The sequence below is a fragment of the Fibrella aquatilis genome, from assembly GCF_017353255.1.
GTDB lineage: Bacteria > Bacteroidota > Bacteroidia > Cytophagales > Spirosomataceae > Fibrella > Fibrella aquatilis.
Genome location: NZ_JAFMYU010000033.1, coordinates 15,707 through 40,012, shown reverse-complemented (window position 1 = coordinate 40,012; position 24,306 = coordinate 15,707). Strand labels below are relative to the sequence as shown.

Below are 24,306 nucleotides of genomic sequence, written 5' to 3'. Positions count from 1 at the left end.
TAGAAATGATCCTCGAATTTGTCCTCTCGAAATAACAGACTTTAGGTATATGAATGCACCCTGATGCACCAAATAGGATGATATGTTTATCAGACGGTTACTGAATTTTCAAAGCAGAAACTCTGCTCATTCCGCTCTTCATCACCGCCGTGCTCGCCGAAGGCCTTTCCAGATGGCTTTGGCCATTTTTTGGCGAAAAGCGGGGTCTATGGCCAGGGCTTCGTCGGTGGGGGTGCTCAGAAATGGGCCTTCTACCAGCAGGTTGGGGTAATCGGTAGGGCTGTTGAAGAAGAAGTTGAAATGCCCCACGTTGCCAAACTCGGTTACGGGCAGTTGGGTCAGCAGTTGAGCCAGTACCGCCTGACTCCACGGCCGGAAGCCCAGGTGTTTGTAATACGTGCTCACGCCCCGCACTCCAGCGCCTCCTGCCGAATTGAAATGGACGCTTACCACCAGGTTGGGCAGCAACTTCCGCATGGCCAAAATCCGGTCCGACGGGCCGAGTGTTGTGTCTGTTTCGCGCACCATTACCACCCGCGCCCCGGCTTTGGTCAGGTAGGTTTGCAGCCGCCGCGCCACGTCGAGCGTGAGGTCTTTTTCCAGTAGGCCAGACTTCTCGCCTTTCGCGCCGGTATTGGTGCCCCCATGCCCGGCATCGACGGCGATGACCATGCCTCGCAGTGACCGGCCTGCGGGTGGCCTGCGCAAACGGAGCATAAGCGTAGTACGCTGATAATACAGCGAATAACCCCAGTGTGTTGGGCCATGCTGCGGCTTTTTCAAGGCAACAACTACCCGGAAATGCCCGTCGGCCACCTGCTCAAACCAGACCCGATCAATGGTTTGCACCGTGCGTAACTGCGTGATCCAATTGGTGTTGGCTGTGGCGCCGAAGATATCGAGCACGATCCGGTTGGGGTCAATTTCGGTTCGGCTTTGGTAAGGCAACCGTTCAGGCAATCGGATGGCCACGTAGTCATACAGGCTATCGCCGGAGACGGTCCAGTTGCCGGTGAGCAGGGTAGGGGGTGGGGGCGATGACGCAGGTATGATAACCGTTGTTGTCTGGGCCGTACTGTCGGGGATGGGTGCTGGTTTGAGGAGCGCATCGGCATCTTGCCGAAGCGGGACAGGCTGTACTTGCTCCATTGGTACAAACCCGGTCTGATTGGGCGCCAGTTGCACCCGGTACAGCTTGTCGGCCACGCCCGTAATGCGCAGCACCACCCCCGAATCGAGCGTTTCGCGCTTGGCCCCGCCGAGGCGGTCCGTGCCCTGTCCGTAGTATAAATTGGTGAGGCTGCTTTTGGTCTGCACCGTCAGGGTCGTGTCGCGGACGGGGGTGTTTTGGGCAAAGAGGTCGTTAACAGTCAGCCAGCTAAACAGTAACGGAAGCAGGTAACGTTGATTCATGCACGAAAATAGGGATTAGCCACAGAGATTATAGCCTGGGTGTGTGTTGGTCATTCCGTTAGGTCCGTACCTGAGCGGAGCGGCAGGCCCGGAGGCTTAACGCCATGCTTTAGCTTGGCGACGCGGGCTGCGACCACAAAAAATGGGCTACCTGTTTTCTGGAGCTAGAAAACAGGTAGCCCATTGTACTTGGCTGTCCTTGTGGTCTTTTTACTTTATCAGTTCACGCTAAAATCCGAATCCTTCAGTCCTTTATTCACCTCTACTTTATCCACCGAAAGCGTCATGGTCATGGGACCCATGGGCTGCTTGATGCTGTAAGGCACTTTCACGCCGCTGACATCTTTGTAGTCGCCGTAGCTGACGGTCTGTACCACCTCGCCCTGCGGCCCCTTTTGGGTCGACATAGTCTGTACTTTTAGGCCCGACGCGGTATCATAAAAATCGGTCCAGGTGAGGCCGTTGGCGGTGCTGTTTTTCACACGGTAAGCGTCTTTGCCGTCTACTTTTTCGGTGCCTTCCAGCGTACTTGTTACCTTGTTGTCGGCGTAGCGCAGTTCGGGGAAAAGGCCGCCCTGCACCAGCACCTGATCGGCGTCTTTGCCTTCCAGTTTGGTGGTGTTGCCGCGCACGGTCCGCGCCGCCGACGTGCCATCGCTGGCCATTTTCATCATCTCCATGCCCATCACCGTGGCCGACATCATCGACTTGTTGGGGGCTTTGGCTTTACGCGTCATCAGCACGGCGTTGCCCTGCATCTCGGTGCTCATCTGGGTGGTCATGTCCTGAATTTTCAGCAGGGCGTCTTTCCCGCCAATGGCCGCTACGTACTTATCAATCACCTGCTGGGCGGTCATGCCCACGGGCACGGCGGCAGCAGCTTTGGGTGCCTCCACGCGGTTGCCTTTGTTGTCGTAATACTCGATGTCGCCAAACTTTTTCAGCTTGTCGGCAATCTCACTGGCCTTACCCACTACCACGATCACGGCGTTTTCGGGCCGGATAAACTGCTTACCCGCTGTCGATACGTCGGCTTCGGTGATGTTGTCGACGTACTTCAGGTAGTTGGCGAAGAAGTCTTCGGGCAGGTTGTAGCGGGCCGTGTTGATGGCGAAGTTGGCAATCGTCTGCGGGTCTTCGAGAGTGAAAATGAAGTTGCCGCCAAACGCATTCTTGGTCTGCTTCAGCTCGGCCGCCGAAACGGGGCTGCTGCTGATCGACTTCAGTTCGTTCATGATCTCGGCTACTGAGCTGTCGGTCACCGCGTTGCGCACGCTAGCCCCCGCCCGGAACCGACCTACCAGCCGGTCGCCGCTCAGGTTCGAGTACGCGCCGTAGGTGTAGCCGTGCTTCTCGCGGAGGTTGTTGAACAGCCGCGCTTCTGACCCACCCAGAATGTCGTTCATCACGCTGGCCAGAATGGTTTCCTGCGAATAAGGCTTGAGCGTAACGGGATACACCACCGAGATCACCGACTGTACCGAACTGGGCCGGTCTACCAGCGCAATCTTGGTTTTGCCAATGGCTGCCGGAGCAGGGTAGGTAGGCTTGGGCACGTCGCCGCGCTGCCAGCCGCCCAACGACTTCTCGACCAGCGCTTTGGCCTGCGCGGGCGTGATGTCGCCCACTACGGCCATGTAGCCAATGTTGGGCCGGAAGTAGGTGGTGTAGTAATTCTTCACGTCGTCGATGGTGATTTTATCCACCGACTCTTCCGTTTGCTGCTCCCCGTAGGGGTGGTTTTTGCCAAACATGACCACGTTGGCCACCTTACTGGCAATGGCGTTCGGGTTATCTTTCTGCGAGGCTAGGCTCGATTTTGTCTGCTTTTTCAGCTTGTCTAACTCCGCCTGCGGAAACGCCGGGTTCAGCACCACGTCCGACATCAGTTCGAACAGCTTACCCACGTTTTTAGTCAGCGAACGGCCATACACGTTGGTGGCTGATGTGCTTAAGTCGGCGCCAATGAAGTCAACTTCCTCATCAAGCTGCTCTTTGGTGCGAGTCTTGGTGCCCATCCGTAACAGTTGTCCAGCAAAGCCGCTAACGCCTGCTTTGTCTCCTTCCAGCAACGGCTCACGGTCGAGCACTAGGTTTACGGCCACGCGGGGCAGCTTGTGGTTTTCCACCACAAACACCTTCAGACCGTTGGCCAGCGTAAACGATTCGGGCTTACCGATTTTGATCTGCGGCGCGGGGGCGTCCACAGGTAATTTGCTCCTGTCGAGCGGGTTCTGGGCGAAGCTGCTGGTGGCGATGCCCAACAGCGAAAGGCCCAGGAGGGTATGTTTGAGTATCATTATTTTGCTTTCGGCAGATAATATAAAACTACCCGGTTTTCGGGTTTGAGGTATTGGTTGGCCACGCGGCGGACGTCTTCCTTGGTGACCTTGTTGTAGCGGTCAATTTCGGTGTTGATCAGGTTGGCGTCACCGTAATACATTTTGTAGTTGGCCAGGTTCTCGGCCACCCCGAAAATGCGGGCGTTCTGGTTCACGAAATTGGTTTCGAGCTGGTTTTTCACCTTTGTCAACTCAGCATCCGTTACCAGGTCTTTCTTTACCCGGTCGATTTCGGTGTTCACCGCCACTTCCAGATCATTAGGTTTAACACCCTGGTTAGCAATGGAATAGGTCAGAAAAAGCCCCGAATCTTCGTTAGCCACCGGAAACGCCGCCGACTGTAGCGCCTTCTGTTGCTTATCGACTATCTCCTTGTTCATGCGCGAGCTTTCGCCCCCGGCCAGAATCGTTTGCAGCACCTCCACGGCATAGGAGTCGGGGGTGCCCTGCGCGGGGATGTGGTAGGCCTGCACCACGGCGGGCAGCGTGATGTTGTCGTAGATGGTGTCGCGCACCTCTTTCACCTGCTCCGGCTCTTTGATCGATGGACGGTAGATAGCTTTGGCACCCTTGGGAATTTCGGCGAAGTACTTGGTGGCCAATGCTTTAGCCTGCGCCGGGTCAATGTCGCCGGCAATAGACAGGATCGCGTTGTTAGGTACGTAGAAGTCTTTGTAGAACTGCCGGAATTCGTCAATCGTGGCGGCGTTCAGGTGCTCCAGCGAACCAATGGGTGCCCACTGGTAGGGGTGTTTGGTGTATGCGTGCTTCAGTACCTCGGTGAAAATAGAGCCATAAGGTTGATTATCAATCCGTTGGCGCTTTTCTTCCTTTACTACTTCGCGCTGCGTTTCCACACCTTTCTCGTCGATCCTGGCGTGCAACAGCCGCTCCGATTCCAGGTACAGGCCCAGCTCGAGCTTGTTAGACGGCATTACTTCGTAATAGAACGTGCGGTCCTGACTGGTGTTGGCATTGAGCTGTCCGCCGTTGCCTTTCACGATCTTCATGTACTCGCCCCGCTTAATGTTGTCCGAGCCTTCAAACAGCAGGTGTTCAAAGAAGTGGGCGAAGCCGGTGCGGGTGGTTTGCTCATTTTTCGAGCCCACATGATACATCATCGTCACGGCCACCAGCGGCGTACTATTGTCCTGATGCAAAATCACATGCAGGCCGTTAGGCAAGTCAAATTCGGTGAATTTAATGCGACCAGACGTAGCAGCGGCCGGGGCAACTGGCACTTTTGCTGCGTTGGCAGCCCCCGACTTCACGGCAGCCTGCATAGGAGAAGCCTTTGCCGGGGCTTTTTTCGACTGGGCTGGAGCTTGTGCGTAAAGGCAGGTGCCCACGGCCAACAGCCATAAGGTTCGTTTCATGCGTATTGGTTTTTCAGTTATTGATAGGGTGTTGCCTTAAGGCAAGTCCTAAAAATACAACCCCGGCGTTACATAGCGCAACGCCGGGGCTGGTGATTACACGAAAGGAAACCAATAGGTGATGGAAGGTAAGTCTGTATGGTTTGGTAGCACCCTTCTTGTTTCTTGCTTCTTATTTATTCAGCGAATCCTTCCGGGCTTCTTTGGCGGCGTCGTTGTATTCGGCTTTGGCCGAGTCGAGGTTGGCTTTCTCATCGCGCATTTCGCTGGTATCGCCTTCGGCGCGGGCCTCGTTGAGGTCTTCTTTCGCGTCTTGTACCTCTTCGGCTTTGTTTTCTTTCTTCGAATCGCAGGCTACAATGGTAGTAGCGGTCATGAAGGCTACGGCTAAGCCGACGACTAATTGTTTGGTTTTCATACGTGGTTTTTTTATTGAAAGTTGAACCAGACCTACTAACCGGCCTTTGACTAGAGTGTTTATGAAACTGTGTAAACGGTGTTCTACATCAACCGTTTTTCGTAGCAGTAGAAGCGCAGCCCCGGTCGAAAACCAAGGCCAATTTCACCCGCAAACACGTACCCCATGGCTGGAAAAAGTGCCTGCGTAGCCTGATTTTGCGTGTTTGTGTCGATCCGCAGGCGGGGGATGCTCTTCGCCTGCGCTACTGTTTCGGCCTGTTGCAGCAGCGCTTTTCCTACGCCCTGCCCCCGAAAAGCGGGATCAACCGCCAGCCGGTGCGTGACAATAGCGGGTTCACTGATGTCCCAGCCCACCTGCGCATACTCCGGTTCCTGATCGGTCGTGATGGCCGATACGCCTGCCAGTTGCCCGTTGATGTCGGCCACCCAGAGTTGCTGTTTGCTAATATCATCACCGAAAACGGTGGCATTGGGGTAGGTGCTGTCCCACTGAAAATTGCCCGATGCCTGCATTTGCGGCACCACACGGCCCAGCAGGGTTACTAATTGAGGAATATCGGCGGGCGTAGCGAGGCGAATGAACATGTGGGGATGTACGATGTACGAATTACGAATTACGATTTTTGCTGACGCACGAGTACAGACGCGTCAGCAAAAATCGTAATTCGTAAATCAGTTCAATCCAGTCCTGGTCTTCTAAACGAGCGGGCTTGGGGGAAGGCGATTTCCATGTGTTTGGTTAGCCGGTTTAATGTGGCCAACAGATCGAGCAGGTCATCCATTTTTTCGGGGAAAAACGCCAGCATCGTCTGCCAGGCCAGCAGCGACCGGTCTATGCTGACCAGCACCAGTTTAGCCTTGCCATTGTAATAATCCAGCAGGTACTCGTCGTCGGTAGGTTCTTCGATAGCGCGCAGGGCCGACGTGGTTTTCACCGGAATTAGGGTGCGGTACCAACGAATTTGCTCGTACGCATCTTTCAGGGCGTTTAACAACACCATGGCTTCGTCTTCGGTGCGGATTCCTAGTTGCACCTCGCGCAGTTGCTGCTGACCGGCCTGTTCTAATAGCCCTTTCTCGTCGGCCAGCCAGGTACCAGTTTGAGTGAGGTAGGCCAGCGCCAGCCGCGACGCAGGGTGTTCTTTAGCCTGCATTCTTGGCATAGCTGCCTGTTGTTCAAGCAGTTGCTGCTCTTCCCGATCTGGTGTACTGTTGAGCAAAATATCCTGTTCGCGCTGTAATTTCTCTACATAACGCTTGGTCAGGTTAAGCGCTTCGGTGAGTTGATGCACCAGCGAAGCGCTGGAGTCAACCGGCTGAGTGGGGCCGTCGGGGTTTTGCATCTGATAACTGCGGCAGCGGGTGGTCAGCTGGCAGCGTTCGCACCAGGAATCGCAGTAGTTATAGATGCCCGGAATCAGGTCGGGTTTGGCCGCAGCAGACGGCGACAGTGGTTGCGTGATCATTAGAGTAGTACAATTGAGGGATACGGTCGTTCATTTGTACCTTAAATATAGAGTCCCCTGAATCACCACCGTTTAAACTATACGGACATTTTTTTGACTTACTTTTAGCAAGCAAATTGGTCATTGGCCCCGTGGGCGTCATTAATCGTCATTCGCTACGCTGTCATTCAGTGGTCATTCAATAGTCATTTATTGCCTTTACAACGAATGACCATTAAATAACCACTGAATGACAGCGTAGCGAATGACGATTAATGACGCCCACGGGGCCAATGACCAATGACCAGCCCTTATCGAACCTACTTTATATGTCGTCATTCATAAATCAAGTTGCCCTCGTCTCCGGTGCCGGGTCGGGAATTGGACGGTCAACGGCCCTCGCGTTTGCCCAGTCGGGTGCCTCCGTTGTTGTGTCAGATGTAAACGATGCCAATGGTCAGCAGACCGTATCCATGATTCAGGATACTGGCGGTCAGGCGAGTTATATTCACTGCGATGTGGCTGATCCTGAACAACATACCGCTGCTGTTGCACATGCCGTGGCCACCTATGGTCGGCTCGACGTGGGCATCAACAACGCCGGCATTGGCGGTCGTTTTGCCCGCTTTCTTGAGCAGTCGGTGCGTGATTGGGACACCATGATGGCGGTGAACCTGGGTGGTGTTTTCTACGGCATGCAGGCCCAGATCAGGCAGATGATGCAGCAGACCGATGGGGGAAAGATCGTTAACGTATCGAGTATTGCGGGGGTACGGGGCATGCCCATGGGCGCACCCTACAGCGCGGCCAAGCACGGCGTCATTGGCCTCACGAAGACCGCCGCGCTGGAATTTGCCAAGAAAAATATTCGGGTAAATGCCATCTGCCCGGTCTATACGCACTCGGCTATGGTGCAGGACCTGATAGATACCGCCCCTGAAATGGAAGAGCGGATGCGCCGCCTGATTCCGATGGGCCGGTTTGGCCAGCCCGAAGAAATTGCCCAGGCTATTTTGTGGCTCTGCGCCCCTGAAAACGCCTTCTGCACCGGCCAAGCCCTACAAATGGACGGCGGTACCACGGCGGGATAATTATAGTGAGCAGTTCTACAGCAGGCAGTATGCAGTGTGGCTGACGCATGAATACGCTGGCGTCAGCCACACTGCATACTGCCTACTGTAGAACTGCTCACTGTAATTACCAGCGGCGTTTTTTGCCTCCGCTGTTGCTGTTTCCGCTGCCTGATGATTGCTCACGGGGCTTGTCGAAGCGGTCTGGTGAGGTAGAGAGGGATGCCGTCCAGGGTTTCCAGCGGGCATCTTCGGCGGTGTTGTCTGCCGACCGATTGCCGCCGCTGTTGCGCCGGTCGTTGTTGCGGGGTTGACCGCTACGGTTGTCCTGATTGCGACCACCGTTTGGCCGACCGCTGTTACCACCGGGGCGCGGGCCTTGCGGACGCGATTGCTCCGTGCGTGGCTCCTGCGGACGGGACTCCGACCGGGGCTGCTCGGACCGAGGCTGTTGCGGACGAGACTCCTGCCGCGGGGCGTTATCGCGGCGGGGTTCGCGTGAACCACCTTCACGGCCTTCGCGGGGACCACGGCCCTGTTTCTGCACCATCTTGGGGGCTTTGGCCCGCTCAATAGGTTCGTTATTGTCTGACTGGTAGGGGTTATCAGTGGCTACCGGTACCTTCCGGCCAATCAGTTTCTGGATGTCTACCAGCCAGGCCCGCTCGTCGGTTTCGCAAAACGAGATAGCAATGCCGCTGGCACCCGCCCGGCCCGTACGACCAATGCGGTGCACGTAGCTTTCGGGAATGTTGGGCAGCTCGAAGTTGATCACGTGCGTAAGGCTGTCGATGTCGATACCCCGCGCGGCAATGTCTGTAGCCACTAGTACGCGGGTGGTGTGGTCTTTAAAGTTACTCAGCGCCCGCTGACGGGCGTTTTGGGCCTTGTTGCCGTGGATGGCTTCGGTCTTGACGTTGTGCTTGTTCAAAAACTCGGCTACCTTGTCGGCACCGTGTTTGGTCCGGCTAAACACCAGCGCCGATTCGATTTTAGGATCCTGCAACAGGTGCAATAGCAGGCTCCGCTTGTCGTCGCGCTCTACCATATAGACCGACTGCGTAACCGTGTCGGCGGTAGAGGAGGCGGGCGTTACTTCCACCTTCACGGGGTCGGTCAGGATGGTATCGGCCAGTTTTACGATTTCGGGCGGCATAGTGGCCGAGAAAAACAGCGACTGCCGTTTGGCGGGCAACTGCGCAATCACCTTGCGCACGTCGTGAATGAACCCCATGTCGAGCATCCGGTCGGCTTCGTCGAGGACGAAGAACTCGATGCCTTTGAGGTTCACAAATCCCTGTTGCATCAGGTCGAGCAGGCGGCCCGGTGTGGCGGTCAGGATGTCGATGCCATTACGCAGGGCATCGGTTTGGGGCTTTTGACCGACGCCGCCAAAAATGACGGCATGGCGCAACCCCACGTGGCGGCCATACGCGCCGAGGCTTTCATCAATCTGGATGGCAAGCTCGCGCGTGGGCGTAAGAATCAGGGCTTTAATCTTGTTCGACCAGTTGCCCGACTGCTTCATTTCGTACAGGCGCTGGATGGTTGGGATCGAGAAGGCGGCGGTTTTGCCGGTGCCGGTCTGGGCGCATCCGAGCAAGTCGCGACCTGCGTTGACGTAAGGGATGGCTTGTTCCTGAATCGGGGTTGGGGTGGTGTATCCTTCTTCGGCGAGGGCCTTCAGGATGGGAGCTATAAGCTCTAAATCGTTGAAATTCATTAAGTTGGGGTGATGTAGAAAAGGCCGCTACAAAAGCCGTGCCTAAACCCCACCACAGAGTGTATATCCCCCTTACTACGAAGAAGGTCAGCCGTTTAGTTCCCCCTCGGGCTTGGTGGGCACCCACCTTAGGTAGGCGCCACGAGCTGCCTGGTGAACCAGTTGGCGGCCATTGGCCACAGCACCCGGCCCAGGTCACGCCGAAAAAACCGCGTGTGGCCAATGCTGTCTGCGCCAATATCGGCGGGGTTTAGTCGCTGATACTGAACGGGTGCGTTGGCCAGCTGTGAGTACAGGCGGGTCATGGCCATGGGTGTGCAAAGCGGGTCGTCGGTGGCCGAAAACGCCAGCGTGGGGCAGATCAGGTTCAAGTGGTGCGAGGGCAGATTTAACTCGGCCAGGAAATCGAAGATGTTTTCATAATGGCGTCGCATTGCAATTTCGTGCACAAACTGTGCGGGTATGTCGGCAAAACCCAGTTTGAGGCGCTCACCCGGAAAATACCCGTAGCAGCGCGTAAGTAGGGGCATGAGCATGAACCACTGGAACCGCAGCTTGACATTGTCCCACCAGCCCGGCCCAAAATCGGGCGGATAGGCCATTTGAGTACCCACCGTAAACATAGCGTCGAGTTTCCGGTTTTCGGGTGTAAGCAAGGGCAAAATACCGCCAATAGAATGGCCGATTAGCCCCAGTGGCAAACCTGGGCATTGGCTTTGGGCATACTGCATAAGACATTCGGTGTCGGTCACCAGCTGGCGGAACCCACCCGCAAAATCGACCGTGAGCCGGGGCGGTGCCGACTTGCCCACGCCCCGGTAGTCATAGGTAATGGTGGTGAAGTGATGTTGCGCCATGTACTGCGCGAAAGGGCGGTAGTACCGCTGCGAAATGCCCACAGCGGTATTGACCAGGAGAACGGCGCGGGGTTGTGGTGCCGCGAACAAGGTAACGCCCAGCGGGTAGCCATCGAGCGAACGCACCCGCAATGGCTGGCCTGATGTGTGGTCTACGGCCATAGCTCGTCGGTGATGTCGTCCCAGGAAATATCGCCCCGGGGCGTGGTGAAATCGAACTGATCGAAGGAGAACGAATTGTAGAGGAGCAAAGCCCAAAAGGCCGCTACGAGCGAAATAAGAAGCGTTTTCATTGGTGGCGCATTGTTTTTCTACAAAACTCCCCCTTAGAAACGCCCTTATCAATCGCCGAATCCGGTGCTTTTTTGTCCCGGAATTCCGTGATTTTCGGGAGTGATCTTTACCCTATTGGTACGGTAGCTAAAAAGCCTGACCGGTTGCCCAGTAACCTGTTGACAGAGTCGGGGTGGGTATTGGTTATTTGCAGGTTACCCCCTTTCGCTTCGGTATCATGCATTGTTTTTGGCGCTACACACTGCTGCTTTGGTTGGGGACCACCACGCTTAAGGCCCAATCATACCAGACCCCCTTGTTCAACTTCGACCGGGGGGCCGAGCGGAGCTATGTCGATAGTTTGTTGCAGCTGTCGCGGCAACAGGTTCGGCTTATTGGCCAACTGCCCGCCACACCCACTGCCGACACCGCCCGCATGGAGTGGCTGCATTTTATGGCCACGGTGTATCACAACAGTTATTCGCGGCGAGACAGTAGTCGGCTGGTGGCTAACCAATTGGCACAGCTGGCCCAGCGAAAACACAACATCAAATACCAACTGAAGGCCCTGCAACTGCTGGAACGCTACCACCGGTCGGCAGGCGATAAGTTTGCCGAGGCCATCCGGCTCAATTTTCAGATGCTGGCGCTTATTGAAGCCAACCCGCCACTGGCCAGCATGTATACCTGGCGCATTTACCGAAACCTGGGCAAGATCAACACTAGCCTGGACCAACGTGCCGACGCCATAACGTACCTGCTTAAAAGCCTGGCCTGGTTTGGTAAAGACCCCAGGGGCGAACAAAACCAACTGGCCGATCTGCACCAGTCGCTGGCCAATGTTTATTTGAAAGATAACCGGCTGGCCGAGGCTGAAACGCATTTTATAGAATCGCTGCAACATGTTGATAGTCAACACGGTAATTTGTCCAGCCTGGCTTACCTGTCAAATGATATGGGGCGACTCTACCTTGCTCAGCACAAACCGGCGGTAGCGTTGCAGCACCTGGAAAAAGCCATTGCTTACTGGGGACAGCTCAACAGCCCTATGCCGCAGTCTGACGCCCTGGCCGACATAGCGCAGGCCTACGTGGCGCTGGGGAAGCCCGACGAAGCCATTGCGCATGCCAAGCAGGCTCTGGCGCAAAACAGAGTAGTGTTTGCCGTGCGGCTTACGGCCCTCAACACGTTGGTGGCGGCTTATGGACAACAGCACGACTGGAAAAATGCCCTCGACGCCCAAACCCTTTACCTGGCCCTTAAAGCCGATGAGCAACAAGCCCAAAACCGGTCGGACGTGCTGCGGCAACACGCCGTTTTTGAGCGCGAACGGCTCGAAACCAAGTACCGGCACGAACGACAGTTGCAGGAGCAACGCTACCAAACACTAGCCCGCGAAGCCGACATTGACCGGCTGAATAACGCCCTGGAAACGACCGCTTTGCAGCAGCAAAGTCAAACCAATGCGCTCTGGTTTCGGCTGGAAAAAGAAGCGCTGAAAACCGCGGCTACCCAAAAGCAGCTGGCGCAGCAAGCCACCATCAAACAGCTCACCGTGAGTGAGTTAAGCACGCGTTTGGCTACGCGAAAACGGATTCAGGATCAACTGTTTACGGGCCTGATCATCATCAGCGGCTTGGGCGTATTGCTGGTCTATTATAGTCTACGCCTGCGGCGAAGCAACCGGGCGTTGCGGGCGAAAAATGCCGATATTGAGGCCGCGCTCATTAAAGGGCAGCGGCTGGAGCGCAAGCGTGTGGCCACCGAACTCCACGACCGGGTGAGCAGTTTGCTGGGGGCCACCAAAATGACGATCCAAACCATCGACGCCGACACACTGCCGCCACAAGCCAAGAAACTATACGAAAACAGCCTTTTTCTGCTCGACGATGCCGCCAAACAGGTACGGCAACTGTCGCACAACCTGCTGCCTAAGCAGTTGCTGGAGCAGGGGCTGGTGCAGGCCATCAATGACCTGGTTGCCCGCCTGAACCTGGCCGACCAGACTGAATTCTCTTTCACCTACCCCAGCGCCAACCGGTTACCCCTGAGCGAAACCGCCGAGTTCAACCTCTACGTAATCTGCCTGGAACTTTGCACCAACATTATCCGCCATGCGCAGGCCAGCCACGCCCGTATTGAGCTAACGCAGCAGGAACGGGGTCTTCAGCTGGTGTTGCACGACAACGGCGTGGGCATTACCGACGGATCAGTGGCGGGTATGGGCCTTAGCAACATTCGGGAGCGGGCGCAGCAATTGGGTGGCCACTTCCACCTCGAAAGCATCCTCGGCGCCGGCACCCAGACCACCATTTTGGTGCCGCTGGGCTAACAGCAAAGGGCATGGAGCTTAGTGCTTAACCCATACAGCTTCTTAGCTCCTGGCTCTCTGCCCTAAGCTGTACTTGAGCAGACCCAGCGAGGTGTTGATGCCTAGCTTTTGGTAGATGCGTTTGCGGTGCGTCTCGACCGTATTGAACGAAATAAACAACTTTTCGGCGATTTGTGTGCTCGACAACTCGTTCAGAATGAGGTCAACTACTTCTTGCTCGCGGCTGGTGAGCGGGTTTTCATCAGGCCGGACAGTAACGTCTGCTTCCAATTCATATACCCGGCTGTCAACATAGCGGCGACCTGCTGCCACGGCCATGATAGCATCATAGAGTTCGGTTTTATCGGCCGATTTAGTCACGAATCCGTTGGCGCCCGCCCGCATTACCTGACGAATCAATGACGCATCGAGGGAGCCAGACAGGACCAAGATGGGGAGTGATGGGTGGTACTGCCGAAAGAGCGTGATCAGGTCCAGCCCGCCGAGATTAGGTAGCATCAGGTCGGTGACCAGCACGTCGGCGGGGGTGTCGTCAAGGAGGTCAAGCAGGGCCGGGGCGTCAGTAGCCGTGCCAATAACGGCAAGTTGCTCGAAGGTGCCGAGCAGGTTGGCAAAGCTTTCGAGTACCACCCGATGGTCATCCAGCAAAGCTACTTTATAAGGCATGGTATACACAGATTACAACGTGGAGCGGTCAGTATATTCAATTGCAAACCAACGGGTTATCGGCTACATTATGCCGCGTAGAACTACGTGAACTAGTTGCCGAAAACTCAATCTAACCCATAGATATGCCTACCTGCATAGCCAGCCAATGGCGTTATGGCGTTGTGCTGACCACCATTTTTGTCTGGTTTTTTTACTCCGTTTCGGGCTGGGCACAACGCGCCGATAGCCGGGAGAGTGCCGATTTCTGGGTCACCAAAGGCACCCGACTGATGGGGGCAGGGCACTACGCCGAGGCATACACCGCCTTTCAGCTGGCGCGTAGCCTGGGCGCACTTAACATGGCCGCGCAGATGGAACTGGCCAAAAAGCGTAACATCAACAGCGTTCAGTTTCGGGCGCTGGTGGCCGAAGCCCGCCTTCAGGCTACCACCGACCCCACCCAAAGCCTACGGTTGCTGGAATACGCCCACCAGCAGTTTCCAGACAGCACCTCCTTACTACGGGTCATTGGCGACGTGGCCAACCAGCCCAACAACTGGTATTACGCCCTCCGCGCCGATAGTATCCGGGCCTCGCCCCAATTCACTTACCTGCTGGCACACAGCGACAAAAGCCGCCTCTACTACCGACGGGGCGATTCGCTGACGCTGGTGTACACTTTTGCCGAACGGCCCCGCATCCACTTCTTTTCACCCGACGACCGGTACCTGTTTGTGGCCACCGGCGACAACTGGCGGGGCACGCTGCTCACGCTACGTGGCCCGAAACTTGACCCGCCCCGTCCGTTTGGTAATGCCGTCAGGAGCGTACTGTTTTCGCCCACGGCCAACTACGGGGCCTGGATACTGGTGAACCGCTACAACCGGGGGGCGCAACTCCACGACCTGCAAGCCGCCGACCCCACCGCCGTGGTGGCTAAACTTCCCGATAAGTGGCTGCACGAATGTCAGTTTTCGCCGGCTGGACATTACCTGATTAGCCCAAAGGGATTGCTGATGCTGGAACCGGACCAAGTGCAGTACATAAAACCGATGCAAAGTGCCAGTTGGGTTCGGTACGGCAATTTCAAGGGCTACTTTTCCCCCGACGACCGCCACCTGCTGCTGGTATACCGCGCCTCGTTTATCGGTGTCCAGGAAAATGGCGCGTCGGGGCTGGACATGGGCCTATACGCCATGCCCACTACGCCCGGCGACACCCTGCGGCAGTTAGTGGACCACCTGAACGCGTTTACGTTGCTGCCCCGCCGACTGTGGACGCCTTTTTCAGCCGATGGCCGCTACCTGTTTACCAGTCAAAGCCGCCTGTTGACAGGGGCAATCCGGTATGCTGGTAGCCGTTGGGACACCTTACCACCAACGTCTGTTACGGTCCCAACATCAGCCGATTCGGTAGTACGACTCGTCAGGAATGCAGTTCGGTTTTCGCCCGCCAATCAGTTGCTTACGCTAGAAGCGGTAGCCTCGAAGGAAGTAGTAGCTCGCCTTTGGCAACTCGACGGGCAAAGGCGGCGACTGTTGCATACGTTCGACCAGAAGACAACGGTGGCCGATGACGTTTTTTCGCCTGATGGCCGCTACCTGCTGGCCCGCCACACCACCGCCGATTGCCTCTGGCGCATCGACCCCGACACGGTGGTGCTAGTATATCGGTTCGCCCGGTCTATGCGGACAGTGAACGTATTTGATGAGGGTGGGTGGCCCGTGGCGTCGGCCTGGTTTTCGCCCAAAAGTGGCTACCTGATTACCTACAGCAACACGACCCAGGATGCCGACAGCCTGTGGCGCATTGGGCCGCAGGGGCTGGTGCCGGTCTATGGGTTTAGCACCCGGCTTAGGCCAGAAAACACCGTTTTTTCGCCCGACGAGCGGTTTTTGCTCACCGAAGGCAGCGGTATTCAACCTGCTACAGCCTGGCCTATGGCGGTGCAGGTGCCGCTGTTGTCAGACCGGCTTGGGTCGGCCACGGAGGCTCTTTTTTCACCACAGGGCAACGTGCTGCTCACGCACCATGCACCGCCCAATGCGCCCCGGTCGCGGGGCACCGTATGGCAGGTGACAGACCGGCAACTGCACCCGCTGGCCGACACGATTGGCCTTACCACGATCAGCAACTGCCAGTTTTCGCCCAACGGGCACTACCTGACCACCACATTGGCTGAACAGCGTGGTGCCGAAACGGCCCTGTATGGGGTGAACGCAGACCGGCTTACGTTCCTGCGCCGCTACCCCATCAACACGCCACTATATGTGGTTATGGAGGGGAGCGTACGGGTTATCACGCACCAGACTGGCCTGTTCTCGCCCAATGGCCGTCAGTGGCTGCAAGCTAACCAGATGGTTATGATGCCGGAAAAAGCGCCGGACAATGCGGGTGTTCGCCCGGTTAACCGCCCCGATTCGCTGTGGCAACTCGACGGAACAACGCCCGCCACGGTCCTGCAATTGGCCTCAAAAAAAGCCGTTCGGGTAATTGATAAAATGGTGGTGAAAACGTCGGAAAATTCGGTTTTTCAGCAGTGGCACGTCACGCCCGCCGCCCTGTTTTCGCCCGATAGCCGCCTGCTGATGACCCGTGAACGGGACAGGCTGCAGGTATACCAGGTGAATCCTATGGATCGGCTTAATACGTTGATAACCAATGCTCCCGATTGGCCTCTCGACGTATCGACTACGGGTAATTTTTGGCTAACGAGGAGCCAAAGACTGTATTATATGCCGTCCCGACAACAAACGGCTACAGACACCAACGAGATCGTTCATGAGTATAAAATGGATTTCCCCGTCGATCTCGACACCGTGCGCCTCTGGCGACTGACCACCAATCGGGCGGGTCAACCCGGCTGGAAGCTGATGGGTAGTTTCGACCCGTTCTACGAGGGCCTGAACAACGACTGGCAGGGCACCCGGCGGCAAAGTCTGTTTTCGCCCACTGGCAACTACCTGCTGCTGCCCACCACCACACCCGCCCTTACCACCCTTTATACCATAGCCAATGACGTTCTACGGCCTGTTAGTAATCTCAACGTCAGGTTATTAACAGCGTCGCATCTGCCTGCGTCGCCACAGAACGGCTGGGATGTGAGCCTGCTCTACACCACCACGGCGAGCCAGACGTACCTGCTGCGCCATAGCCGGGCGGGTACACGCACCACCTTGCTGGGGTTTGGGCAGTTGCTGCACCCTCCGCGCCCCTGGGGTACGGCGGCCTGGTGGGTGCGTAAAAAAGACGAGAGCCAGCAAACCGTGGAACTGCTCGATCTGGTCTCGACCCGGACGCTGGTGCAAGTGCCGTTTGGGTCGGTGCTGGACGTGGCCGTGCGCCCCAACGGCGACGCCTGGGTGGTGTCTACGGCTGGTGCGCGGCTGGTGCGGTCGCCGCAATCTACCCTGCGCTGGTTGCAGCAAGCCCCCATAGCTCCTCTAAGTAGTGGTCTGCGACAGATGTTTACGTTTTTGTAGTTTTCGGTGCGTTGCCTTTCGTTTTGCTGGAATAGTTTGTGGCCGCAAATAGATTACGGTCTCGGCATGTACCTTGCTGCCGGAAGTACGTACCAACCGCCGTCTATGTCTTCGCCCCTGCGTACCCGCCTGCTTCAGTTTCTGGATAAACAGGCCCCAAACCGCGTCTACTGGCTGCTGCTGACGCTGGTGGTGGGCGGGCTGGTTACGTTTATCGAAAACCAGTTCGACGGGCAGGATATCCACTCACTCACAGCTCGTTACGTCGATTCGGGGTTGAATCCGATGGCGCTGATCCGTCGCTGGGAATCCAACCGCCAACGGCTGGCGTGGCTGGAGGTACTGGTCGACACGGTGCTGTTCATTCCCGCCTACCTCACCACGCTCACGGTCTGGTGCTGGTATTTTTCGGCCCACACGCTCTTCGTCACCAACCCCTATCAACCCCATATTGCCCGGTTCATGCGGCGGTTTGGTCAGCTGGCCACTGGAGTAATGCTGGTTGGCGCGGCGGCTGACCTGGTCGAAAATCAAATCATGATGGGCTGGCTGCTCTACGTGCCAATTAGCCTGCCGCCCTGGGCCGTGGGCCTGATCCGGTTGCTCAAACTGGCACCTATTGCGCTGGCCGTTTTCTTTATCCTGCTGCATCCACTGGGCATTGTGTTCTCCCTGCGCGAGGCCTTCTTCCGGCTGCTGGGCGTGACCGGTTTCACCCAAAACGATGGTCGGCGGGTGTTGCTCAACCACATCATCAGTCGGCGGAAAAACGAAAAAGCCATCGACGACGCCCTGGCCGACCTGCGCGAACAGCACCCCGTTCGGGCGCGTCCGCTGCGGTTTCGCGACTACCTCAGCGCCGCCTGGAAGGGGTTTTTGAACGTGCAATATGTGGTTTACCTGCTGCTGATGATGGGCGGCCTGTTTCAACTGGATCAGTTCGATGAGTTGTTCTTTTTCCTGCTCACCGAATGGCGCGGCGTGTGGGTGAGCCTGGCTACGCTGGTGGCCCTGGGCCTCTGGGGCGGTATGGTCTATGTGTGCAGCAAAATTCTCTTGTTTGTGCAGCCCAATTTCTTTGGCGACGTTGACCCCGGCGATGCCCGCGCCACGGCCAAACTGCTGCTCACTCACCAGCGCGAACTCCGGCTGTTGCGTAATACGCCCAAGTGGCTGGCCTACAGTCCGTTTCTGATCATGCTCGTTACGCTGGGCCTCAACTACAACCGCCTTCGTCCCGACGAGCAGGGCAACCCCGACTACGCCTTCAAATACGTGATCCTGCTGCTGGCGCTGGCTGCGGCCTACTGGCTCTTCACCCGGATTATCAACTACTTCCACCGCAGCCTCGACGAGCGCGACATTGTCCTGTTCAAATCGGTCAACCCCGCCCGCGATTATGCCCTGCTGGTAGACCTGGCTCCGCGCAGCATTTTGTTTGGGCAGGGGCTGCTGGTGGCCGCGCTGATGGCGTTTTTGCCCACGGCCACAGGCTTAGTGCTGGCCAAAAGTATTGGCCTCTACGCCATTGTATTGCTCTGGCTGGCCGCGCTGACCTATTTTATCACAATCCTCTATCAGTTCAATCGCCTGCCCAACTACCCCATTCTGGTGGTGCTGGTAGGAGCGGTGCTCATTTTTTCGCGCTACAACGACAACAGTGCCATCCGCGAAAGTCCGCTGCCCACCCGCCAATTGCGCCGCGAAGCCGAACTAGCCCCCTCTCCAGCCCTGCTGCGACCCACGCTGGCTGCTTATTACACCCGCTGGCTCCAAACGCGCCTGGCAACCCCGCCCGGTCAGCCCGTAGATTCCACCAGTCCGTTGCCAGTGGTGGTGATTGCCACGGCGGGGGGCGGCATTCGGGCGGCGGCGTGGACAACGGAAGTGCTGGCGGCGCTGAATGAGCAGATTCCCCAGTTCGACCGGCATCTGTTTGGTATCAGCGGGGTGTCGGGCGGTGGGGTAGGGGCGGCTACCTATGTGGCCCTGCGGCGGGGCGGACAGTCGCCCACGGCGGCTGAGTTCGGGCGGCGGCTGCGCTACGTCGTGACCGAAGACCTTGTCTCGCCCACGGTGGCGTCGATGTTGTTTCGGGGCGGGGTGCACAACTTCATGCCGCTGCCCGTGCCCGCGCTGGACCGCAACCGCTGGCTCGAAGATGCCTGGGAACGCCGGATGCTCACCACCGACATCCTGCCCGACTCGGTCACGCGCCGTGATCTGCCCCAGTCGTTTTTGTCCTTTTGGCCCTCGGCGGGTGCCGCGCTCGATACGGCCTCGCTTACCTTGCCCGCCCTGCTGCTCAACGGGGCCGTGGCCGAAACGGGGCAGAAGATAATCATGACCAACCTCGCGCTGGGCAACACCGCCGACGTGCGCAACCCGTTCTATGACGTGGCCGACCTTTTCGCCAGTGCAGGCCACGACGTGCCCTATAAAACGGCCACGTTTCTTTGCGCCCGTTTCCCGTTTGTCACCAGCGGCGGGCGCAGTAGTGGTCCCCTGCCCAACATCTCCGATAGCAACGCCGACCACGATTACCACATCATCGATGGGGGTTATGCCGAAAACACAGGGCTACTGACGGCCGTGCAGCTTATTAAAAACATGCAGCGCATTGAAGACGACCTCCGCCGCCACCCACCCGTCTGGCTGGGCTGTCGGCCGGTGCAGTACTATCTGCTATTTTTGCCTAATTCGGCGGCAGCCGAGACTAAAGGGCCACTGGGGGCGTTCCGGTTTCTGACCGAACCCGTGCAGGGTTTTCTGCGCACCTGGGACCGCAACGGCGTAGGCCTCAACCAGCTCATTGGCCGCACCCTGCGCCGCGACCGGGGTGGCCTCAGCTTCGACTACACCAGTCTGGTGCTCGACACCAAAAACCACCACTACCCGCTGGGATGGTACATTTCGCCCACCGCCGTGGCCCGCATGGGTGAGCAGGTGAACCGGAATCTCGCCGATAGCCTGAACCCAAAAGCCGGTCAACCTGCTACCCTGTTCAGCCTGTTGAAACAGCAAATAAAACGGGGAAAAGAACCACCCGTAAGGAAGTAAAACAGGGCCGTTTTTGTTCTGTTTAAGACCACCACACCCATAGACGCACCCTCCTATGAATGATCCTTTTTTAGCTTGCCCAGCGCTTGGAAAAGCGGCAAAAAAGTCGTACTTTTATTAGTGTAAAACAACCCCGTAAACATGGCAAAATCGGACTCGGCTACGGCCACAGCAACTGCTAATGACAACAAGCTGAAAGCCCTTCAGACCACCATTGAAAAATTAGATAAAGCCTTTGGTAAAGGCACCGTGATGCGGCTCAGCGAGACCAAAGTCATGGACGTACCTGTGATCTCGACCGGCTCGCTTGGCCTTGACCTGGCCCTTGGCATTGGCGGCCTTCCCCGCGGTCGTGTCGTAGAAATCTACGGACCGGAATCGTCAGGTAAAACCACGCTCACGATGCACTGCATCGCCGAAGCACAAAAAGCCGGTGGCCTTGCCGCTTTTATCGATGCCGAACATGCCTTCGACCGTACCTATGCCGAGAAGCTGGGCATCGACATAAACAACCTGCTCATTGCCCAACCCGACAACGGTGAGCAGGCACTGGAAATCACCGAACACCTGATTAGCTCAGGCGCTATCGACATCATCGTGATTGACTCCGTTGCGGCTCTGGTGCCCAAAGCTGAGATCGAAGGCGAGATGGGTGAAAGCAAAATGGGTTTGCAGGCCCGTCTGATGTCACAGGCCCTGCGGAAGCTGACCGGTACAATCAACAAGACTAACTGCTGCTGCATTTTCATTAACCAGTTGCGTGAGAAAATCGGTGTAATGTTCGGTAACCCCGAAACAACCACTGGTGGTAACGCTCTGAAATTCTACGCCTCGGTCCGCCTTGATATCCGCCGCATTGGGCAGATCAAAGAAGGTGCCGACAACATCATTGGTAACCGCGCTAAGGTGAAGGTGGTGAAGAACAAGATGGCCGCCCCCTTTAAAGTGGTTGAGTTCGACATCATGTACGGTCTGGGTATCTCGAAGGTGGGCGAAATTCTTGACCTCGCCGTTGAGATGGAGATCATCAAGAAATCAGGTTCGTGGTTCTCATACGGCACCAGCCGCCTGGCACAGGGCCGCGATGCCGTGAAAGACCTCATTCTGGATAACCCCGAACTGATGGCCGAACTGGAGAACAAGATCCGCACCAAGATCGCCGATGACCAAAACGCCCTCCTCGACCCCGCCGGTGCCAGCGATGCTGATGCCGATGAGGAGGACGAAGCAGACGTGTAGTGTAGCAAACCTATAAGGTTTTTAAAACCTTATAGGTTTATTAGAAAGGCCATTTCCACGCAGGAAACGGCCTTTTTTTATGCCTTGACTGGTACGTAGTTCCACCCCCGCACGTAGTTTCCACGTCACTCATTCATGGGACGCGCCGTGGTGCTTGGTAAGTCTAGTTTTGTAATAGTCTAAGCGGCTTTCCGCACTATCCACACCACCAGCATGCCCACCATTCACGCCACTCACCATGAAAACGTTCCTGACTACACTCGTCGCCCTTGGGCTGAGCGGGACCATCGAGGCGCAGATTCTTAGTCCCGACCCACCCACCACTGGTACCTTGACAGACATCCGTGCTGCACAACTGCTAAACAGACTGCGCCAGCCACCCCCGCCACCGGCAGGTGGTTTCTGGGTTGTAGAAGATCAGGTAAGACAAAAAGGGCCAACGATTGTCCGGTACTATACCGAGCAAAATCGGGAGATTCACGCCGATACGTTAATCCGTAAGCGACTGAATATTAAGAAAATAGCGGTAGTCTATTGGTTGAATGATCGGTTGCGGCAAGCGCTGGCCGCGCAGCAAAAACCAACATTGGCGTTATTCCGATAAGCTTACGTTTTTACTGAAAAATACCTTCGTAGAGGTCTGTCAGCGAAAGCGTTAAGCTCAGTGCCGGAATAGCAAATGAATCGGTAATGGTACGGTAAGGACGGTATTCCCACGTATCGCCTCGACGGATATAGGCTTCAACAAGCGGCTCGTTCTGATCAATGATAAGGTAACACTGCACCGATGGCAGCGACGAGTATTCCAATAACTTGCTATGCGTGTCGGTTTCAATAGTACTCTCTGATGTGATTTCAGCCACTAGCACCGCTTCGCTTACCATATGCGTTTCGCGGCGGTCGGTTGCTGACACAACCATCAGGTCAGGGTAACGATAGCGGCGTTTCTCGTTTATTTTCAGTTTTACCTCGTGAGTAAGGGTAATGTAAGGTTGCCCACGCAACGTGGCTTTGAAAAACACCGCCAAATTCAAGGTGATCATGTTTGCTACAATCGATTCTCCTGCCATTTCTAGTAAATGCCCATCAACAAATTCATGGCGGAGTTCGGCTGTTTCTTCCAAAGCCAGATACTCTTCTACCGTATAGATCTGCTGTTCAACTGCCGTCTCCATGTCATCAAAACGTGTTCAAGGGTAAAGATAGCGTTGGAAAATTCTGTTTACTGCCAATTCGGCGCAACGCTCAATAGGGCCGGGATGAAAAGTTAGTCCAGCCCCAGCGTTTCAAACGCTTTTTCGGCGGCCGACTGTTCAGCTTTTTTCTTGCTGTAGCCCGTGCCGGTGGCCAGCGGCTGTTCGTTCACCAGCACCTGCGCCACAAACTCGCGGAATTGGCTTGTGCCCCGCTCCGACACAATGTCGAACCGGAGTTCTTTGCCTTCACGCTGCGCCCACTCGATGAGCTTGCTTTTGAAGTTGATTGTGTTGTTCACAATCGCGTCTAAGTCGTAGTGCGTCAAGAGGTTATGCAGAATAAAGCGGCGCGAAAAATTAAATCCCTTGTCGAGATAAACTGCGCCTACGAGAGCCTCGAGGGCATCGCCGTACATAGAGGTGCGGGCGGGCATCATGCGGCCGCGCTGACCGTCATATTCGAGGAGGTTGTCGAGGCCTATTTTGCGCGAAATGCCATTGAGGGCTTCGCGGTTGACCAGGCGCGACCGGATCTCGGTCAGGAAGCCCTCGTCTTTGTAGGGATATTTTTTGAAGAGGTACTCGGCAATGACCATGCCTAGTACAGCGTCGCCCAGGTATTCGAGCCGCTCATTCGACTCCCGAAACCCTTTGACGATGGTTTCTCTAGAAGCCGACGTATGCCGAAGCGAGAGTTGGTACAGCCCGATGTTGCCCGGTTTTTCACCAATGATGTGCGTTATTGCCTGACGCAGATGTTTCCGGCGGTCTCTCTCTTTGGAAGGACCAAACCAGTTAGCTAAAGGCTGCGTGATAAAGCGGGGTAACGCGAGGGGCACGAACAAGTTGACGTGGGGAACAGGATGACGTAGGCGGCGAAGGGGAAGGAGAATAAGTTACCCGGTATTCGTGTGAGCAGCAGGCTGTTAGCACCAATACCGGGTAAACGGCATTACTTGCCAGCGTTTGCTTCAAGGTATTTGATAGCCTGACCCACAGTCGTGATTTGCTCGGCTTCGTCGTCGGGGATTTGGATGTTGAATTCCTTTTCAAATTCCATAATCAATTCGACGGTATCAAGCGAGTCGGCACCCAGGTCATTGGTAAAGCTTGCTTCCGGCGTAACTTCCGACGGATCAACGCCTAATTTGTCAACGATGATTTGCTTTACTTTTTCGTCAGTCTGAGACATTTTGGTAGTCCTTTTTTGTTAAAAAACGATGCAAAGAAAACACTTTACCCGCTGATTGCCAAACAATTTTTTCAGCCCGGCAGCGTTCAGACGGTCCTAAACATAAATGATAATGTGCTGTTTATGAATAGGTTACAACTGCATACTAGAACATGTTATAGCTATAGTAGCTAATTACTCTATCCATAAAGTAGTGTATTCTGATTGTCATTTTGGGCAGCGCCGAACCTACTACCTT

General features: G+C 56.0%; 19 protein-coding genes. 6 read left to right on the top strand and 13 right to left on the bottom strand.

All coding sequences use genetic code 11. The annotated features are described in order from the left end of the window. Positions 1–141: 141 nt before the first annotated feature. From J2I48_RS26360 to J2I48_RS26335, 6 genes are all read right to left on the bottom strand, one after another. Positions 142–1,413 (bottom strand): N-acetylmuramoyl-L-alanine amidase, encoded by a 1,272-nt coding sequence (locus J2I48_RS26360; RefSeq protein ID WP_207338527.1) that lies wholly within the window; start codon positions 1,411–1,413, stop codon positions 142–144. 218 nt (positions 1,414–1,631) lie between these two features. Continuing rightward, on the bottom strand, positions 1,632–3,713 hold the full coding sequence (locus J2I48_RS26355; protein WP_207338526.1) for an insulinase family protein: 2,082 nt from the start codon (positions 3,711–3,713) through the stop codon (positions 1,632–1,634). Beyond that, on the bottom strand, positions 3,713–5,131 hold the full coding sequence (locus J2I48_RS26350) for a M16 family metallopeptidase (RefSeq protein WP_229376809.1): 1,419 nt from the start codon (positions 5,129–5,131) through the stop codon (positions 3,713–3,715). Before J2I48_RS26350 ends, J2I48_RS26355 begins: the two co-directional genes overlap by 1 nt. 172 nt (positions 5,132–5,303) lie before the next feature. Continuing rightward, a complete protein-coding gene (locus J2I48_RS26345) occupies positions 5,304–5,549 on the bottom strand; it encodes a hypothetical protein (RefSeq protein WP_207338525.1) in 246 nt (81 codons plus the stop codon). Between the two features lie 83 nt (positions 5,550–5,632). Beyond that, entirely contained in the window at positions 5,633–6,136 is a 504-nt protein-coding gene (locus tag J2I48_RS26340) for a GNAT family N-acetyltransferase (RefSeq protein WP_207338524.1), read from the bottom strand. A gap of 92 nt (positions 6,137–6,228) precedes the next feature. Next, complete coding sequence (locus J2I48_RS26335) at positions 6,229–7,017, bottom strand: hypothetical protein (protein WP_207338523.1); 789 nt, start codon at positions 7,015–7,017, stop codon at positions 6,229–6,231. Between the two features lie 308 nt (positions 7,018–7,325). Between J2I48_RS26335 and J2I48_RS26330 the strand changes: the two genes are divergently transcribed. Next, entirely contained in the window at positions 7,326–8,087 is a 762-nt protein-coding gene (locus tag J2I48_RS26330; RefSeq protein ID WP_207338522.1) for an SDR family NAD(P)-dependent oxidoreductase, read from the top strand. A gap of 106 nt (positions 8,088–8,193) precedes the next feature. Here J2I48_RS26330 and J2I48_RS26325 read toward each other — a convergent pair whose 3' ends face one another. The 3 genes from J2I48_RS26325 to J2I48_RS26315 all read right to left on the bottom strand — a co-directional run bounded on the left by J2I48_RS26325 (position 8,194) and on the right by J2I48_RS26315 (position 10,939). Further along, the gene (locus J2I48_RS26325; protein ID WP_207338521.1) at positions 8,194–9,789 is read right to left on the bottom strand and encodes a DEAD/DEAH box helicase; all 1,596 of its coding nucleotides are present in this window, start codon (positions 9,787–9,789) and stop codon (positions 8,194–8,196) included. A 128-nt stretch (positions 9,790–9,917) separates the two neighbouring features. Beyond that, entirely contained in the window at positions 9,918–10,808 is an 891-nt protein-coding gene (locus tag J2I48_RS26320) for an alpha/beta hydrolase family protein (RefSeq protein WP_207338520.1), read from the bottom strand. Next, positions 10,799–10,939, bottom strand: a complete 141-nt coding sequence (locus J2I48_RS26315; protein WP_207338519.1) for a hypothetical protein — start codon at positions 10,937–10,939, stop codon at positions 10,799–10,801. The genes J2I48_RS26320 and J2I48_RS26315 overlap by 10 nt, the downstream gene beginning before the upstream one ends. Positions 10,940–11,157: 218 nt before the next feature. On the opposite strand from J2I48_RS26315, the gene J2I48_RS26310 reads away from it, so the two are divergent. Beyond that, the gene (locus J2I48_RS26310) at positions 11,158–13,251 is read left to right on the top strand and encodes a tetratricopeptide repeat-containing sensor histidine kinase (protein WP_207338518.1); all 2,094 of its coding nucleotides are present in this window, start codon (positions 11,158–11,160) and stop codon (positions 13,249–13,251) included. Positions 13,252–13,293: 42 nt separating this feature from the next. Here J2I48_RS26310 and J2I48_RS26305 read toward each other — a convergent pair whose 3' ends face one another. Continuing rightward, a complete protein-coding gene (locus J2I48_RS26305; RefSeq protein ID WP_207338517.1) occupies positions 13,294–13,917 on the bottom strand; it encodes a response regulator in 624 nt (207 codons plus the stop codon). 125 nt (positions 13,918–14,042) lie between these two features. On the opposite strand from J2I48_RS26305, the gene J2I48_RS26300 reads away from it, so the two are divergent. The 4 genes from J2I48_RS26300 (at position 14,043) to J2I48_RS26285 (ending at position 22,284) form a co-directional block, all read left to right on the top strand. Further along, positions 14,043–17,381 carry a WD40 repeat domain-containing protein gene (locus tag J2I48_RS26300; RefSeq protein WP_207338516.1) on the top strand — a complete coding sequence of 1,113 codons (3,339 nt, stop codon included), beginning with the start codon at positions 14,043–14,045 and terminating at the stop codon, positions 17,379–17,381. A gap of 105 nt (positions 17,382–17,486) precedes the next feature. Next, complete coding sequence (locus J2I48_RS26295) at positions 17,487–20,441, top strand: patatin-like phospholipase family protein (protein ID WP_207338515.1); 2,955 nt, start codon at positions 17,487–17,489, stop codon at positions 20,439–20,441. A 141-nt stretch (positions 20,442–20,582) separates the two neighbouring features. After that, a complete protein-coding gene (gene recA / locus J2I48_RS26290; RefSeq protein WP_207338514.1) occupies positions 20,583–21,680 on the top strand; it encodes a recombinase RecA in 1,098 nt (365 codons plus the stop codon). Between the two features lie 238 nt (positions 21,681–21,918). Beyond that, on the top strand, positions 21,919–22,284 hold the full coding sequence (locus J2I48_RS26285; RefSeq protein ID WP_207338513.1) for a hypothetical protein: 366 nt from the start codon (positions 21,919–21,921) through the stop codon (positions 22,282–22,284). Positions 22,285–22,294: 10 nt separating this feature from the next. Here J2I48_RS26285 and J2I48_RS26280 read toward each other — a convergent pair whose 3' ends face one another. The 3 genes from J2I48_RS26280 to J2I48_RS26270 form a co-directional block, all read right to left on the bottom strand. After that, positions 22,295–22,855 carry a Uma2 family endonuclease gene (locus J2I48_RS26280; protein WP_207338512.1) on the bottom strand — a complete coding sequence of 187 codons (561 nt, stop codon included), beginning with the start codon at positions 22,853–22,855 and terminating at the stop codon, positions 22,295–22,297. A 92-nt stretch (positions 22,856–22,947) separates the two neighbouring features. Continuing rightward, positions 22,948–23,715 (bottom strand): ribonuclease III, encoded by a 768-nt coding sequence (gene rnc, locus J2I48_RS26275; RefSeq protein WP_207338511.1) that lies wholly within the window; start codon positions 23,713–23,715, stop codon positions 22,948–22,950. A 113-nt stretch (positions 23,716–23,828) separates the two neighbouring features. Continuing rightward, positions 23,829–24,068 carry an acyl carrier protein gene (locus tag J2I48_RS26270; RefSeq protein WP_207338510.1) on the bottom strand — a complete coding sequence of 80 codons (240 nt, stop codon included), beginning with the start codon at positions 24,066–24,068 and terminating at the stop codon, positions 23,829–23,831. Positions 24,069–24,306 lie beyond the last annotated feature (238 nt).

Excerpts from the sequence above, each read along its gene's own strand:
- J2I48_RS26315 (WP_207338519.1), bottom strand. The coding sequence starts at position 10,939 with ATGAAAACGCTTCTTATTTCGCTCGTAGCGGCCTTTTGGGCTTTGCTC.
- J2I48_RS26355 (WP_207338526.1), bottom strand. The coding sequence starts at position 3,713 with ATGATACTCAAACATACCCTCCTGGGCCTTTCGCTGTTGGGCATCGCC.
- J2I48_RS26345 (WP_207338525.1), bottom strand. The coding sequence starts at position 5,549 with ATGAAAACCAAACAATTAGTCGTCGGCTTAGCCGTAGCCTTCATGACC.
- J2I48_RS26270 (WP_207338510.1), bottom strand. The coding sequence starts at position 24,068 with ATGTCTCAGACTGACGAAAAAGTAAAGCAAATCATCGTTGACAAATTA.
- J2I48_RS26360 (WP_207338527.1), bottom strand. The coding sequence starts at position 1,413 with ATGAATCAACGTTACCTGCTTCCGTTACTGTTTAGCTGGCTGACTGTT.
- J2I48_RS26335 (WP_207338523.1), bottom strand. The coding sequence starts at position 7,017 with ATGATCACGCAACCACTGTCGCCGTCTGCTGCGGCCAAACCCGACCTG.
- J2I48_RS26350 (WP_229376809.1), bottom strand. The coding sequence starts at position 5,131 with ATGAAACGAACCTTATGGCTGTTGGCCGTGGGCACCTGCCTTTACGCA.
- J2I48_RS26295 (WP_207338515.1), top strand. The coding sequence starts at position 17,487 with ATGTCTTCGCCCCTGCGTACCCGCCTGCTTCAGTTTCTGGATAAACAG.
- J2I48_RS26325 (WP_207338521.1), bottom strand. The coding sequence starts at position 9,789 with ATGAATTTCAACGATTTAGAGCTTATAGCTCCCATCCTGAAGGCCCTC.
- J2I48_RS26320 (WP_207338520.1), bottom strand. The coding sequence starts at position 10,808 with ATGGCCGTAGACCACACATCAGGCCAGCCATTGCGGGTGCGTTCGCTC.
- J2I48_RS26330 (WP_207338522.1), top strand. The coding sequence starts at position 7,326 with ATGTCGTCATTCATAAATCAAGTTGCCCTCGTCTCCGGTGCCGGGTCG.
- J2I48_RS26305 (WP_207338517.1), bottom strand. The coding sequence starts at position 13,917 with ATGCCTTATAAAGTAGCTTTGCTGGATGACCATCGGGTGGTACTCGAA.
- J2I48_RS26280 (WP_207338512.1), bottom strand. The coding sequence starts at position 22,855 with ATGGAGACGGCAGTTGAACAGCAGATCTATACGGTAGAAGAGTATCTG.
- recA (WP_207338514.1), top strand. The coding sequence starts at position 20,583 with ATGGCAAAATCGGACTCGGCTACGGCCACAGCAACTGCTAATGACAAC.
- J2I48_RS26340 (WP_207338524.1), bottom strand. The coding sequence starts at position 6,136 with ATGTTCATTCGCCTCGCTACGCCCGCCGATATTCCTCAATTAGTAACC.
- J2I48_RS26285 (WP_207338513.1), top strand. The coding sequence starts at position 21,919 with ATGAAAACGTTCCTGACTACACTCGTCGCCCTTGGGCTGAGCGGGACC.
- J2I48_RS26300 (WP_207338516.1), top strand. The coding sequence starts at position 14,043 with ATGCCTACCTGCATAGCCAGCCAATGGCGTTATGGCGTTGTGCTGACC.
- J2I48_RS26310 (WP_207338518.1), top strand. The coding sequence starts at position 11,158 with ATGCATTGTTTTTGGCGCTACACACTGCTGCTTTGGTTGGGGACCACC.